This window comes from Hankyongella ginsenosidimutans (genome assembly GCF_005144965.1).
Classification (GTDB): domain Bacteria; phylum Pseudomonadota; class Alphaproteobacteria; order Sphingomonadales; family Sphingomonadaceae; genus Hankyongella; species Hankyongella ginsenosidimutans.
In genome coordinates, this window is record NZ_CP039704.1 from 491,320 (window position 1) to 505,612 (window position 14,293).

The following is a 14,293-nucleotide window of genomic DNA, read 5'->3' on the forward strand; positions in this document are numbered from 1 at the left end:
TAGCGGAGCGACCGAGGGCCGCCAAGGTCCGTTCGCCACGATCTTTCAACGCGCCGGCTGATGCTGAACGTCCTGACCTTCTCCACGCTCTACCCGAACGCCGCTCGCCCGGACTGGGGTGTGTTCGTCGGCCGGCAGACAGCGGAACTGGCGCGCTCCGGCCTTGCGGCGGTGCAGGTGGTCAACCCGGTCGGCGTGCCGCCCGCGCTGTTGCGCGCGTTGCCCGCCTTCGCCCGCTACCGTGCGCTCGCCAGCCTACCCCGCGTGGCCGAGCGCGACGGCGTGACCGTGCATCACGTGCCCTTCCCGCTGCTGCCCGGCATCGGCTGGCGACTGAACCCAGCCGCCATCGTCCACGCCTGCCGGCCGGTGCTGGCCGGGCTGCGCGCCACGTTCGCCTTCGATGTGATCGACGCCGAGTTCTTCTTTCCCTGCGGCGTGGCCGCCACACGGCTTGGCGCCGCGTTCGGGGTTCCGGTCTCGATCAAGGCGCGCGGATCGGACATCCATCTGTGGGGCGCCAGCCGGCTGCCCGCCGCATGATCCTGGAGGCCGGACGGCATGCCGGCGGGCTGCTGGCGGTCTCGGCGGCGCTCAAGCGCGACATGGCGGCGCTTGGCCTGCCGGAGGACAGGATCGCCGTCCACTACACCGGCGTCGACCTGAGCCGCTTCCAGCCGATCGAGCGCCCGGCGGCGCGTGCGGCGCTCGGGCTGCCGGAAGGGCCGCTGCTGGTCTCGGTCGGCGCGCTGGTGCCGCTGAAGGGCCATGCGTTGACCATCGACGCACTGGCGCGCCTGCCCGGCGTAACGCTTGCCATTGCCGGCGACGGGCCGGAACGCGCAACCCTGCAGGCGCTGGCCGCGCGGCTGGGCGTGGCGGATCGGGTGCGGCTGCTCGGCCATGTCGCGCATGCCGACATCCCGAAGCTGCTGGCCGCCGGCGACGCCATGGTGCTGGCGTCCGAGCGCGAGGGGCTGGCCAACGCCTGGGTCGAAGCGCTGGCCTGCGGCACCCCGATCGTCGTGACCGACGTCGGCGGAGCGCGCGAGGTCGTGGACCGGCCGGCGGCCGGGCGCGTGCTGGCCACGCGCACGCCGGACGCCATCGCCGACGCCGCCCGGGCGCTGTTGGCGGCCCCGCCACCGCGCGCGCAGACTGCGCTGGCCGCCCAGCGCTTCACCTGGGCGCGCAACAGCGCTGCCTTAGCTGCGCACCTCGCGCGGGTCGCCGGCCTCTGAGCCGCCGCGTGTTTTCCACAGCGAGTACCCGATGCCGGCGCAAATGAGCGCCAGGGTAATCCCGAGCGACCATTCAGCCGGGAACTTCCCGCCGGGGAACAGGTCGCCGAGGAAGATCTTGGCGCCGATGAACACCAGGGTCGCCGACAACGCATATTTCAGATAGTGGAAGCGGTGCACCATCGCCGCCAGCGCGAAATACAGCGCGCGCAAGCCAAGTATCGCGAAAATGTTCGAGGTGTAGACGATGAACGGGTCCGCGGTGATGGCGAAGATCGCCGGGACGGAGTCGACGGCAAACACCAGGTCGGCGATTTCCACCATGATCAGCGCAACCATGAGCGGCGTGGCATGGCGGACGGGCCTGCCCGTCTTCGCGTCGGGCCGGCGCACGAAGAAGCGGTTTCCGCTCAGGGTCGGCACAACCCGCATGCGCCGCTTGAGGAAGCCAAGGAGGCGGTTGTTGGCCATGTCGGGCGCGTGATCCTTGCGCAGCATCGAGATGCCGGTCCAGATCAGGAACAACGCGAAGACATACAGAATCCAGCTTACGTGTGCGACCAGCGTCGCCCCCAGCCCGATCATCAAGGCCCGCAGCACGATGACCCCGATGATGCCCCACACCAGAACCCGGTGCTGATACTGTTGCGGAATGGCCAGAGCTGCGAAGATCAGCGAAATGACGAAAACATTATCCAGCGCCAGCGTCTTCTCGACGATGAAACCCGTGAGATAGAGCTGCGTCGCCCGCCAGGCGCGGGTGGCATCGTCTGCGATCATCAACTGCGGGTCGAGCCCGTCAGTCGGCGCGGTCTGCCGGTAGAGCAGATAGATGACGCCGGCAAAGGCAAGACCCATCGCAATGTAGAATGCGGATAGCCGAAGCGACTCCGCCACGCCGATCTGGTGGTCGTGACGATTGAGCACGCCAAGGTCGATGACCAGCAAGGTAATGACCACGCCTATGAAGGCCAGCCACAACCAGATGGGCCAGCCAAGAAATGCCAAGGTGAAGAATTCCATGAAGACACCCCGGTTCGCGCGCCGTGACCGCGCGCTGTTTCGACACGCGATCCGACATCACGCAGGCAAGCGCCTGCGCCAGAGGGGCCCGGATCAGGCGAGATGTAGGGTGCGAAATGCCCTCGTCAATCCGAAATGGGAAATGTGCAGCAGGTCAGTTTGAATTTGGAGTGGGGATTTAGAGTCAGCCGGGATTTACGAGCACGGCTATCAGTTATCCCACAGCGGAAAGAATATGCCTCGAATACAGTTAGGATTCTTGACCGCAACTTGAACATGGCTTTTTGGTGAAAACCACTTCCAGGGTAAACTTTACCGCCCTCAACAAACATCCCCGGACAGTGTCAAATGGGACAATGCTGTCGTCAGTTTTCGAACGAGTTTCCATGATCGTGTGCAAGTGCCTGATCACCGCGCAGTCCAAAAACGTAGTACACGATCTTTGTCCTTCATCCCTCTCGGGCTTCGATTTTGGGGACTGGTAATTTCGCCTTTTCTGCACGCTCAAAATGACTTATGCGCAGCGCGCAGCAGTTCAACATTCTCGCGTGCGACAAGGTCAAGGCAATTGCGCAGGTCAATAACGGCGCCAATTACGGCGGGATGCTTATAGTCTCCCCGCCCCGCTTTTCTTTAGCCCATTCCATAGCGCGAAATGGGTCAGATTCCCAAAAATACGCGCCCGGCCCAAGCCAATCGTAATCCTCGTCGCTATTAAGAATTTTCGCGCCATTATTCACGGCTTTTTCAGCGATAACCCTGTCGCACCCGTGATAGCCGAGAACAAATGATGTCGCGAGACGGCTCAAGCAGCTGCTTTAGATTTCCCGCCGCCAAACTTCACGCGGAGTTTACCCTTTTCGTGTAGATGCCTTCAGAAATTAGCGTATCGCGAGCAATTTTCTGCGACTCGGTCGCGCGCGCGGTTTCCTTGGCTATGGCATCAAGGATTTTTGCGTTGCGTTGAGCGTGTGTCACAGGCTTTTCCCTTTGGAAAATTCGTACTACCAGCGCGCCAGTTAATCCTACCAAAACATCTCACGAAATTTCGTTATTATTTTCTACGGGAATTTCCGCCAAGCGCAAGCGGTGTAGGATTACAAGTCGCATTTTTGCAAGGTCAACGCTTGCGGGACTGATTTGCTTCTCCGGCTTCAATGAGCGTCATGATGTCCGGCAATTTCCCAAAGACGGTCGGCAATGCCAGCGGCCAGGCGTGGGTCCGTTTGAAATGCCGCACGTCGAGAGCGCAGGCAGAACCTCGCCGCCCACCCCGGCTGTTAAACTCAAGGGGAGCGGCGGGTTTTACAAAGTGTGGCTATACTGGCCCGACGATCAGCATTGGGCCGACGGATCAGCCCAATGCCATCGCGCCCTAATTGGCCTGGCGGCGGAAGAAGCGCGGGATTTCCAGCGAGTCGTCCTCTTCTTCCTGGCTGGCGCGCACCGGCGGCGGCGTCTCGTCGAGCAATGGTTCCTGGGCACCACTGCCGCTCGGGCGGATGCCCATCATGCGCTCGAACAGAGTCGGTGCACGCGGTTCGTGGCGCTGGGCAGCGCGGCTGCGCTCCGGCGGATAGCGACGCTCTTCGGCATCGATTGCGGGCTGCGGCGGCACCACAACCGGCTCGAACGCATTCGCTGCCGGTTCGTCGGAGAGCGCCTGCGCACGGTCGAGCGTCAGTTCTTCGTCCACGGTCTCGGCGATCACCGGCTGCGGCTCGACGATTGCTTCCTCCAGGAGGACTGGCGGCTGCACCGGCTCCGGTGCCGGCGTGCGGATCGGTGACACGCGCGCCGCTCAGCGAGCCGGGCGCGGAAAAACCGGGCACTGGGCGTGCCGGCGTCGCCGTCGGGCGCATCGGGGCTTCCGCCTTGGCGGGTGCAGCGTCGATGCCGGTTGCGACCACCGACACGCGCATGACGCCGTTCAGGTCCGGGCTGAACGCCGAGCCCACGATGATGTGCGCATCGGCATCGACCATCTCGCGGATGTGGTTCGCCGCTTCATCGACCTCAAACAGGCCGAGGTCGTCGCCGCCGGTGATGTTGATGATGACGCCCTTGGCACCACGCATCGACACTTCGTCGAGCAGCGGGTTGGCGATCGCCGCCTGCGCGGCCTCAATGGCGCGGTTCTCGCCCGAGGCTTCGCCGGTGCCCATCATCGCCTTGCCCATCTCCGACATCACGGTGCGGATGTCGGCGAAGTCGAGGTTGATGAGGCCAGGCATGATCATCAGGTCGGTGATGCCGCGCACGCCGGCGAGCAGCACGTCGTCGGCCATCACGAACGCCTGCTTGAAGGTGGTCTGCGGCCCGGCAACCCGGAACAGGTTCTGGTTCGGGATGATGATGAGCGTATCGACGTACTTCTGCAGTTCGGCGATGCCTTCATCGGCCAGGCGCATGCGACGCTGGCCTTCGAACATGAACGGCTTGGTGACGACGCCGACAGTCAGGATGCCCTTTCGCGCGCCGCCCGCGCCAGAACCGGCGCCGCGCCGGTGCCGGTGCCGCCGCCCATGCCGGCGGCGATGAAGCACATGTGCGCGCCATCCAGCACTTCCTCGATCTGGTTCAGGGTCTCCTCGGCGGCTGCGCGGCCGATCTCCGGCCTGGCGCCTGCACCGAGCCCCTGCGTGATCTTGAGGCCGAGCTGGATGCGCTTCTCGGTCTCACTGAACGAGAGCGCCTGCGCATCGGTGTTCGCGACCAGGAAATCCACGCCGGTCAGCCCGGCGCGGATCATGTTGTTGACCGCATTGCCACCAGCGCCGCCGACGCCGATGACGGTGATCCGGGGTGCCAGTTCGGTGAGTGGAGGATTCATCAGTTCAATTCCCATGGTCGCCAGTCTCCTGAGGATTTGTACACTGCCGCAGACGGTGCGACAACCGCTTCCACCACGATATGTAGAGAAAATTAGAGCCTCGCCCTCAATATGCTGAGCATCTTGCCCCAGGACCCCTGTGCTGCGACCCGCATGTTCGCGGGACGTTCCCGCCAGATGTCCACAGGCGGCCGACTGGCGAACCGCACCAGGCCCGCCAGGGTCGCAAAGGCGGGTCCGGAGAGCGCCGGCGGCAGCCCGTCGAGGCCGACCGGTGCCCCGACTCGGACGAGCAGACCAGCACGGCGCGTGGCGGCGGCACGCGGGTCGCGCTGAAAGATATTGGCGGCGAACGGCTCCAGCCCCTGCAGTTGGGCCAGGCCGCCCGTCAGCACCAGTTGCCGCCCGCCGGAGCGCCAGAAGCCCAGCCGCTCCAGCGCTGCATCCGCCTGCTCGAACAGGCGCAGCACGGGCTGGCGGATCAGCTGCGTCAGCTCCAGCCGCGAGAGGTGCGCCATGCTGCGGTCGTCGCCAGCCTGGCGCGGGCCGATCGCCAGCATGTTGCGGCTGTCGGCATGCGTTGCGACCACCGCGCCGTGAAGACACAGCAGACGCTCCGCGTGCAGGCGCTTGGTGTTGAGCCTGACCGCCAGTTCGTTCACCACATCGAAGCCGCCGGCCGGCAGCACTTCCACCCCGACCAGCGCGCCGCGCGCATAGACGGAAACGGTGGTCAGGCCTGCGCCCATTTCGATCAGCGCCACGCCGGCGTCGCGTTCCTCGTCGAGCAGGCAGCCCATGCCGGTCGCAACCGGGCCGGCGACCACGGCGCTCACATCCAGGTGCGCGCGGCGGATGCTGGTATCGAGGTTGCGCAGCGGCGCGGTCTCGCAGTGCAGCGCCAGCGCGCTGACGCCAACCGAGCGGGCATGAAAGTGACGCGGGTCCTGCACCACGGTCTTGCCGTCGATGCAGTAGAAGGCCGGCAGCGCATGCAGAACCGAGGCGTCGTCAGCCGCGCGCGCGCAGGCGAGGTCGTGCAACTGCTCGAGGTCGGACGGCTCGACCGGATAGCCGCCAAGCTCCAGGGTCGCCTCCAGCGGCTGCGCGCCAAGGTCGGGGCAGGCGAAGTTCACATAGACCGACTGCACCTGTGCTTCGGCTGCGCGTTCGGCCTGTTCGACCACGGCGCCGATCGACTGTTCGGTCGCGGTCATCTGCGCCACCGTCCCCTGACGCACGCCGACGCACAGCTTGTGGCCGACGCCAAGGACCTCGGGTCGGGCGCCGGGCTTCAGCCGGGCGATGATGCAGGCGACTTTGGACGAGCCGACGTCCAGCGCCGCCACCACCCGTTCGCCGCGCGCTGGCGCGGCCGCCGGGACGCAGGGGAGACGATCATATGGCCACCTCTTTGATGAATTTTGGGGTCAAGCCGGATTGCGGCGTCGAGGAAGGCGTCTTGGCCTCCAGATCGGGCTTGTCGCTGGCGCGCCGCACCACAAGACGGTCGCCGATCCGCATGTCGAAGCGCGCGAACCCGCGGTCGAGCAGGCCGGTCCCACTCTCCATGCGGGCGAAACGGGCCAGCGCGCCCTGGGCGTTGTCATAGCCTTCGGGCAGCGCCAGGATTTCGCCGCTGTCGAAGCGGATGTCCCAGCGGCGGCGGCCGATCCAGGCCGCTCCGGTGACGCGCGCATGGAGTTGCGGCTGGGTCGCCAGTACCGGCCACAACCGTGCCGCCTCGGTCGCCGCGCCAGCGCCGACGAGGATCGGCAGCCCGGCGAACGGAATGAGGTCGGTCGCGGTCAGGACCGTGCCCTTGGCGTCGACCAGCACGGCGCTGTTGCCGGTGCGCCAGATGGCGAACGGCGCGCGCTCCTGCAGGGTGACGATCAGCCGGTTCGGCAGCGCCCGCTGGATCGAGACATCCGCAACCCAGGGCAGCGCCGCAACCCGCTTGCGCGCGGCCTCCAGATCGATGTCGAGCATGGAGTTGGACCCGGCGGGAAGCACCGCCTGATGGACATCGATGCGGCGGGTGTGCGTCGCGCCGACGATCTCCACCTGCTCGGCGACCAGCCCCACGCGCGCCACCGACTGCGAGATGCCGCGCCAGGCCATGCCCGGCACATCGCCGAGGATGACCGCCGCGCCAAGCGCGATCCCGCCGGCCGCCAGCGCGCCGACGAACCAGGCGCGCTTCTTCGGCCGGCTGAGCGCCGGCAGCCGCACGTCCGGCTGGCGCTTGGCCCGCCGCACTGCGCCCCGCCGCGTCTGTCCGCGTGCCCGGCTCATGCCAGCGCCCCCACCCGTGCGCAGGCGAGGATGCGCGCCACCAGATCGTCGAAGTGCATGCCGCAGTGCGCGGCCTGCTCCGGCGCCAGCGACAGCGGCGTCATGCCCGGCTGGGTGTTGACCTCCAGCAGGTACAGCACGCCCGGTTCGCCGGCGGTGTCGTCATAGCGGAAGTCGGATCGGGTGACGCCCGCGCAGCCAAGCGCCCGGTGCGCGGCCTCGGCCATCGCCAGGGCCTCGGCATAGGCTTGCCGGTGGATCGGTGCCGGCACACGGTGCTCGGTGAGGCCATCGGTGTATTTGGCGTCATAGTCGTAGAAGCCGCTCTTCGGCGCCAGTTCGGTCACCGCGAGCGCCTGGCCGTCGAGCACGGTGACGGTCAACTCCCGCCCCGGAATGAACGGTTCGGCAAGCAGTTCGGCGAAGTCGTTCCAGGGCCCGGCGGCGTCGCGGCGGATCGGGTTTCCGGCGTTGGAGCCCTCGGTGATGATCGCCACGCCGACGCTCGAACCTTCGGCATTGGGCTTCAGCACATAGGCGCGGCAGCGGATCGGCAGCGAACAGCGTGTCCGAGCGCACGATGCGCCCCTCCGGCATGCGGATGCCGGCCGCGCGCAGCACCGCCTTGGTCATCTGCTTGTCGATGGCGACCGCAGACGCGGTAACCCCGGAATGGGTGTAGGGTATGCCCATCAGCTCGAGCAGACCCTGCACCGATCCATCCTCGCCGGGTGCGCCGTGCAGCGCATTGAACACCACGTCCGGCTTCAGGGCTGCCAGTTTTTCCGCAACGTCCCGGCCCATGTCGAGCGGCGTCACCCGGTGGCCCAGCCGCTCAAGTGCGGCCGCGATCCCGGCACCCGATTTCAGGGAGACCGCGCGCTCGCTTGACCAGCCGCCCATGAGCACCACCACATGGAGCGGGAGCGCCGCTATGTCTGCGGACCGGCCGACCCGCTGGATCTCCCACTGCAGGTCGACACCGGTCGCGGCCTTGACCCGGGTGCGCACCGTCTCGCCCAGGCTTTCGATGTCGGCGCTGGTCGCCTCCCCAGGTTCAGCAGGAAGTTGCAGTGCTTCGCTCACCTGCGCGCCGCCGATCGTCAGCCCGCGACAGCCGGCGCGGTCGATCAGCTCCCAGGCCTTTGCGCCGGGTGGGTTCTTGAAGGTCGAGCCGCCGGTGCGGGTGCGCAGCGGCTGGCTGGCCTCGCGCTCGGCGGCGATGCGGTCCATCTCCGTCTGGATCACGGCACGATCCCCGGAGCGGCCGCGCAAGACCGCGTCGACCACGATCGCATCGTCCGGCAGCTCGGAATGGCGATAGCTGTACTGAAGCGCGGACGCGGGCAGCACGCGCCGGTCGCCGTCCCGGAACACCACGGTGCATTCCACCAGGATATCAGCCAGTTCTCGGCCATACGCGCCGGCGTTCATGCGCACCGCGCCACCGACCGTGCCGGGGATGCCGCGCAGGAACTCAAGCCCGGCGATGCCGGCGTCGCGGGCTGCACTTGCCACCGTGATGCCCATGGCGGCCGCGCCGCAGCGCAGGGTTACCGGATCGACCGGCTCGATCCCGGCAAACGCCTTGCTGAGCCGTACCACGACACCGGGCACGCCACCGTCGCGCACCAGCAGGTTCGAGCCGACGCCAAGCGGCAGCACCGGCATGTTCTCCGGCAGGGCCGCCAGAAAATCCTGCAGGTCGGCGAGGTCGGCCGGGCGGAACAGCCAGTCCGCAGGGCCGCCGGTGCGGAACCACACCAGGGTATCCAGCGCCGCGCCCTGCTCCAGATCGCCGCGCACGGATCTCTGTATGGGCAGCGCCTGCATCATGCCTTGCCCCGCGCCTTCATGATGCCGTCGGCAAGACCGGCCGCCCAGCGGGTGATGTCGCCTGCGCCAAGGCAGATCACCATGTCGTCCGGCTGCGCTTCCTGCGCGAGCAGGGCCGCCAGATGCTCCGGCCCGTCGGTCGCCAGCACATGGCGGTGGCCGCTGGCCTTCAGGCCGCCGACCAGGGCGTCGCGGCTGACGCCGTCGATCGGCGCTTCGCCCGCGGCATAGACCGGCGCGACCACGACGGTTTCGGCGTCGTTGAAGCAGGTGCAGAATTCGGTGAACAGGTCAGAGAGGCGCGAATAGCGGTGCGGCTGCACGACCGCGATCACCCGGCCCTTGGCCTTCCTGCGCGGCGGCCAGTACGGCGCGGATTTCGACCGGATGGTGGCCGTAGTCGTCGATGATGGTCACGCCTTCGACTTCGCCGACCTTGGTGAAGCGCCGCTTGACCCCGCCGAACCCGGCGAAAGCCGCCTTCAGATCGTCGTCGGACACCCCGAGCTGCTGGGCGACCGCAATCGCCGCCAGCGCGTTCTGCACGTTATGACGCCCCGGCATCGGCAGCAGCACATCCTCGATGAGCCGCGAGGCCCCGGTACGGCGGTCCTTCAGGTGTACGGTGAAGCGGTTGCCGCCGGGCACCGGCGTGATGTTGCGGGCCTGCACGTCGGCCTGGGCATTGAACCCGTAGGAGACGATGCGGCGGTCGGTGACGCGCGGGATGATCGCCTGCACCTCCGGGTGATCAAGGCACAGCACCGCCGCGCCGTAGAACGGCACATGCGCGATGAACTCGACGAACGCATCCTTCACCGCATCGAAATCACCGTAGTGGTCCAGGTGCTCGGGGTCGATGTTGGTGACAATGCCGATGGTCGGCGGCAGGCGCAGGAAGCTGCCGTCCGACTCATCCGCTTCCACCACCATCCACGCACCGGCGCCAAGCCGGGCGTTGGTGCCGTAGGCGTTGATGATGCCACCGTTGATGACCGTCGGGTCCAGCCCCGCCTTGTCGAGGATGGCCGCGACCAGCGAGGTCGTGGTGGTCTTGCCGTGGGTGCCGGCGACGGCGACCGTCGACTTCAGCCGCATCAGCTCGGCCAGCATTTCCGCGCGGCGCACCACGGGGATCAGCTTTTCGCGCGCCAGGTCGACTTCCGGGTTGCCGGGCTTGATCGCGGTCGAGACCACGACCACGGCGGCGTCGCCCAGGTTCTCCGCCTTGTGGCCGATCGCAACCGGAATGCCGCGCTCGCGCAGGCGCGCGACGTTATAGCTCTCGGCGACGTCCGAACCCTGCACCCGGTAGCCCAGGTTATGCATCACCTCGGCGATGCCGGACATGCCGATACCGCCGATGCCGATGAAATGAATGACGCCGATGTCGCCGGCCAGCGCCTGTTCGCTCACGCTTGTGTCTCTCCTGTCGCGGCCCGGGTCGGGGTACGCCCGCCGAGCATCTCGATTTCGTCCGCCAGCCGCGCCGCCGCATCCGGCATGCCGAGGCTGCGCGCGCGCCGCGGCATTGACCAGCGCACCCGGCTCCAGCGCGATCTTCTGGATCTGCTTGGCCACCTCGACCGGCGTGAACGCGCTCTGCCGGATCATGCGCGCGCCGCCGGCGGCCACGATATCCCGGCAGTTGGCGGTCTGGTGGTCATCGACCGCGCTCGGCAGCGGCACCAGGATCGCCGGGCGGCCGGCGGCCGTGAGTTCGGCAAGGGTCGAGGCGCCGGAGCGGGCAATCACCAGGTGCGCCCACTTCAAGCGCTCCGGGATATCTTCCATGTAGGTCGCCAGATCGGCGGCGATGTTCAGCCGGGCGTAGGTCGCGCGCACGCCTTCGATATCTTCCGGTCGGCATTGCTGCGTCACCTGCAGGCGGCGGAGCAGGCTGACCGGCAGCAGATCGAGCGCGCCCGGCACCACATCCGAGAGGATGCGCGCGCCCTGGCTGCCGCCGATCACCAGCACGCGGAACACGCTGTCGTCGTGGAAGGCCGGGAACGGCAGCTCACGCATGGCGACGAACTCCTGGCGCACCGGATTGCCGGTCACCACCAGAGTGCGCTCCGCCTTGGCGGGCATGCGCTGGGTCTGCGCGAAAGACGTCGCGATCCGGTCGACGCGGCCGGCCAGCAGGCGGTTGGCGCGGCCGAGCACGGCGTTCTGTTCGTGGATCAAAGTCGGCACCTTGGCGCTGATAGCGCCCCACATGGCAGGCAGCGCCGGATAGCCGCCGAACCCGGCGACGACAGCGGGGCGGTAGCTTGCATAGAGCCGCTGCGCCGCCGCCTTGCCCTCCAGGATCGAGCGCACGGTGTGCAGCATCGCGCCGATACCGCTGCGGTTCGGGCTTGCGGATGCGATCACATGCTTGGGCATGTTTGGAAACAGGCCGGGGTATGCCAGCCCGCGGTCGTCGGTCACCAGGGTCACGTCATGCCCGCGCGCAGTCAGTTCCAGCGCCACCGCATGGCCGGGGATCATGTGACCGCCGGTGCCGCCGGCGGCGATGACGATGTGCAGGCTCATGCCAGCGCCCCGCCAGACTGCGCGGCGCGAACGGCGAGGCGCGCAGCGCCCGGCTGCCGCGCGTGAACGCCAGCACCATGCCCATGGTGAACGCCATGGCGATGAAGGACGAGCCGCCGTGGCTGATGAACGGCAGCGTCATGCCCTTGGACGGCAGCAGCGACAGGTTGACACTCATGTTGATGAACGCCTGAAGTCCGAATTCCGCCACCAGCCCTGCGGTGGCGAGGAACACGAAGGGGTCCTCCTCATCAAGAAGCTGTAGCGCGACGCGGATTATAATCCCTAGATATAGTAGCGCCAAGCAGAAGCAGGCGATCATGCCGAACTCTTCGCCAGCGACCGCGAAGATGTAGTCCGTGTGCGCCTCCGGCAGCGAGAATTTGACCCGCCCTCGCTCGGCCCCGCGCCGAGCAGGCCGCCGGCCTGAAACGCCTTGGTCGCCTGATCGGCCTGGAAGTTGTCGCCCACGCCCAGCACCCACTCCTGCACCCGGTCGCGCACGTGCGGCATCAGCAGGTAGGCGCTGACCGCAAGCCCCACGCCGCTCACCGCCAGGCCGCCGATCACCGGTACCGGCAGACCGGCCAGGCACGCCTGCACGAACCAGATGATCCCGACCAGCGCGGTCTGGCCGAAGTCCGGCTGGATGATGAGCAGCCCCATCGCCAGCGCCGCCAGGATCGCCGAGCCCTTGAGCGCCGGAACGCTTGGGTCCTCGAAGCGGGTCGCCAGCACCCAGGCGGTCACGACCACCAGCATGGGCTTCAGGAATTCCGAGGGCTGCACCAGCGAGCCGCCAAGCGTTATCCAGCGGATCGCGCCGTTCTTCTCGGTGCCGATCACCGGCAGCGCCAGCAGCAGCAGCAGCAGGATCGGCAGCCCCAGCACACACAGTCGGCGCAGCCAGCGGGTCGGCAGCATGGAAACGCCAAGCAGCACCGGCACGCCGATGGCGATCCAGCCCAGGTGGCGGTAGAAATAGAGGAGGTCCGGCAGGCGGACGCTGTTGCCGGAATAGCGCAGCGCCGCCGAGGGCTGGCCGACAGCATCGCGACCACCCCGATGCCGATCAGCAGCGCCAGCAGCAGCAGCAGGAAGCGGTCGATGGTCCAGAACCAGCGCCCGATCAGGCTCTGGTCCGAACGGCCGATCAGGGTCATGGTGCGGTCTCCATGGCTGTGACGGCTTTGCGGAATGCCTCGCCGCGCGCTTCGTAATCCCGGAACTGATCCTGGCTCGCGCAGGCCGGTGACAGCAGCACGACATCGCCGGGGTCCGCGGCGCGGCTCGCCGCCTCGATCGCCACGTCCAGCGTGCCGGCCTGTGCGACCGGGATCTGCACCCCGAGCAGGCGCGCGTAGAGCGCCGCTGCCTCGCCGATGGTGTAGGCGGCCTTCACGTGGGCCAGATACGGCAGGCAGGCGTCCAGCTCGTCGGTCTTGCGGCGGCCGCCAAGGATCCAGTGGATGGGACGGCCGGGAAAGGCCGCCAGCGCCGGCGCAGTCGAGGTCGGGTTGGTCGCCTTGGAGTCGTTGACGTAGGCGACGCCGCCGATCTCCGCGATCCACTCCATGCGGTGCGGCAATCCCGGATAGCGCTTGAACGCTGCAAGCAGCCCGTCCAGCGGCGCGCCGAGCGCCAGGCAGGCACCGAGCGCGCATGCCGCGTTCTGCGCGTTGTGCGGGCCGCCAAGCCTTGGCCAGTCCGCCTGGCTGGCAACCGGGACGCCATCGACCCGCACTTCGCCGGCGACGATCGAGACACCGGTCGGCAATTGCTGCTGCGCGGAGGCCTTGACGACCCGCCCGGGCACCGCCTCGGCCATGCCCGCCGTCCAGTGATCGTCCTGCGCCAGCACTGCGGCTCCGTCCGGGCTTTGCATCTCGAACAGCCGACGCTTGGCGGCGGCGTAGCCCGCCATGTCGCCGTGCCGGTCCAGATGATCCGGCGTCAGGTTGGTCATGACCGCGACCTCGCAGGCCAGACCCAGCGTCAGGTCGATCTGGAACGAGGAAAGCTCGAGCACATAGACCCCGCCTGCCGGCAGCGGATCCTCGCCCAGCACCGGCAAGCCGATGTTGCCGCCAAGCCGGGCCGGGATGCCGCAGGCCGCCAGCGCATGATGGATCAGCGCCGTCGTCGTCGACTTGCCGTTGGTGCCGGTGATGCCGACCACCCGATGCGCAGGCAGGCTTTGGCGCGCCTGCGCGAACAGCTCGATGTCGCCGATCACCGGGATGCCGGCCGCGCGTGCGCGCAGCACCAGCGGGTGCGGGGCGGGGTGCGTGAGCGGCACGCCGGGAGCCACGACCAGCGCAGCGCAGCCTTCAAGGTCCGACTGGTAAAGGTCGACCAGTGCAGCCGCGCCCAGCGGCTGGCGCGTGCCGCGTCGCCATCGTCCCACGCCAGCACGCGCGCGCCGCTCGCTGTCAGCGCTGCGCAGACGCTGCAGCCGGTCCGGGCCAGCCCGAACACGGCGTAGGTTTTGCCGGCAGCAAAGGGCAGCGGGATCATGGCG

6 protein-coding genes and 7 pseudogenes are annotated in these 14,293 nt (G+C 67.7%); 2 read left to right on the forward strand and 11 right to left on the reverse strand.

The features are described from left to right. Positions 1 to 60: 60 nt before the first annotated feature. Both E6W36_RS21590 and E6W36_RS21595 read left to right on the forward strand, forming a co-directional pair. On the forward strand, positions 61 to 543 hold the full coding sequence (locus E6W36_RS21590; protein ID WP_342776773.1) for a glycosyltransferase family protein: 483 nt from the start codon (positions 61 to 63) through the stop codon (positions 541 to 543). Beyond that, positions 540 to 1,241: a glycosyltransferase gene (locus E6W36_RS21595; RefSeq protein WP_342776774.1), complete on the forward strand. Its 702-nt coding sequence runs from the start codon at positions 540 to 542 to the stop codon at positions 1,239 to 1,241. Before E6W36_RS21590 ends, E6W36_RS21595 begins: the two co-directional genes overlap by 4 nt. On the opposite strand, the gene E6W36_RS02870 is transcribed toward E6W36_RS21595, so the two are convergent. The 11 genes and pseudogenes from E6W36_RS02870 to murD all read right to left on the reverse strand — a co-directional run bounded on the left by E6W36_RS02870 (position 1,206) and on the right by murD (position 14,289). Next, positions 1,206 to 2,264 carry a TerC family protein gene (locus tag E6W36_RS02870; protein WP_222873687.1) on the reverse strand — a complete coding sequence of 353 codons (1,059 nt, stop codon included), beginning with the start codon at positions 2,262 to 2,264 and terminating at the stop codon, positions 1,206 to 1,208. The genes E6W36_RS21595 and E6W36_RS02870 overlap by 36 nt on opposite strands. A 1,375-nt stretch (positions 2,265 to 3,639) precedes the next feature. Further along, positions 3,640 to 5,112: pseudogene (gene ftsZ, locus E6W36_RS02875) on the reverse strand (cell division protein FtsZ). Between the two features lie 77 nt (positions 5,113 to 5,189). Continuing rightward, a complete protein-coding gene (gene ftsA / locus E6W36_RS02880; RefSeq protein WP_222873688.1) occupies positions 5,190 to 6,446 on the reverse strand; it encodes a cell division protein FtsA in 1,257 nt (418 codons plus the stop codon). A gap of 49 nt (positions 6,447 to 6,495) precedes the next feature. Further along, entirely contained in the window at positions 6,496 to 7,395 is a 900-nt protein-coding gene (locus tag E6W36_RS02885) for a cell division protein FtsQ/DivIB (protein ID WP_222873689.1), read from the reverse strand. Next, a pseudogene (locus E6W36_RS17545) lies at positions 7,392 to 8,298 on the reverse strand (D-alanine--D-alanine ligase). The gene E6W36_RS02885 and the pseudogene E6W36_RS17545 overlap by 4 nt, the downstream one beginning before the upstream one ends. 51 nt (positions 8,299 to 8,349) lie before the next feature. Further along, positions 8,350 to 9,231 (reverse strand): annotated as a pseudogene (murB, locus tag E6W36_RS17550) (UDP-N-acetylmuramate dehydrogenase); the annotation flags it as partial. Continuing rightward, positions 9,228 to 10,581: pseudogene (gene murC, locus E6W36_RS02900) on the reverse strand (UDP-N-acetylmuramate--L-alanine ligase). The pseudogenes murB and murC, both read right to left, overlap by 4 nt. Before the next feature lie 62 nt (positions 10,582 to 10,643). Further along, a pseudogene (murG, locus tag E6W36_RS02905) lies at positions 10,644 to 11,772 on the reverse strand (undecaprenyldiphospho-muramoylpentapeptide beta-N-acetylglucosaminyltransferase). After that, positions 11,678 to 12,720 (reverse strand): annotated as a pseudogene (locus tag E6W36_RS22875) (peptidoglycan glycosyltransferase FtsW). The pseudogenes murG and E6W36_RS22875 overlap by 95 nt, the downstream one beginning before the upstream one ends. Continuing rightward, positions 12,615 to 12,935 (reverse strand): hypothetical protein, encoded by a 321-nt coding sequence (locus tag E6W36_RS17565; protein ID WP_246048064.1) that lies wholly within the window; start codon positions 12,933 to 12,935, stop codon positions 12,615 to 12,617. The pseudogene E6W36_RS22875 and the gene E6W36_RS17565 overlap by 106 nt, the downstream one beginning before the upstream one ends. After that, a pseudogene (murD, locus tag E6W36_RS02915) lies at positions 12,932 to 14,289 on the reverse strand (UDP-N-acetylmuramoyl-L-alanine--D-glutamate ligase). The gene E6W36_RS17565 and the pseudogene murD overlap by 4 nt, the downstream one beginning before the upstream one ends. Between the last annotated feature and the right edge of the window lie 4 nt (positions 14,290 to 14,293).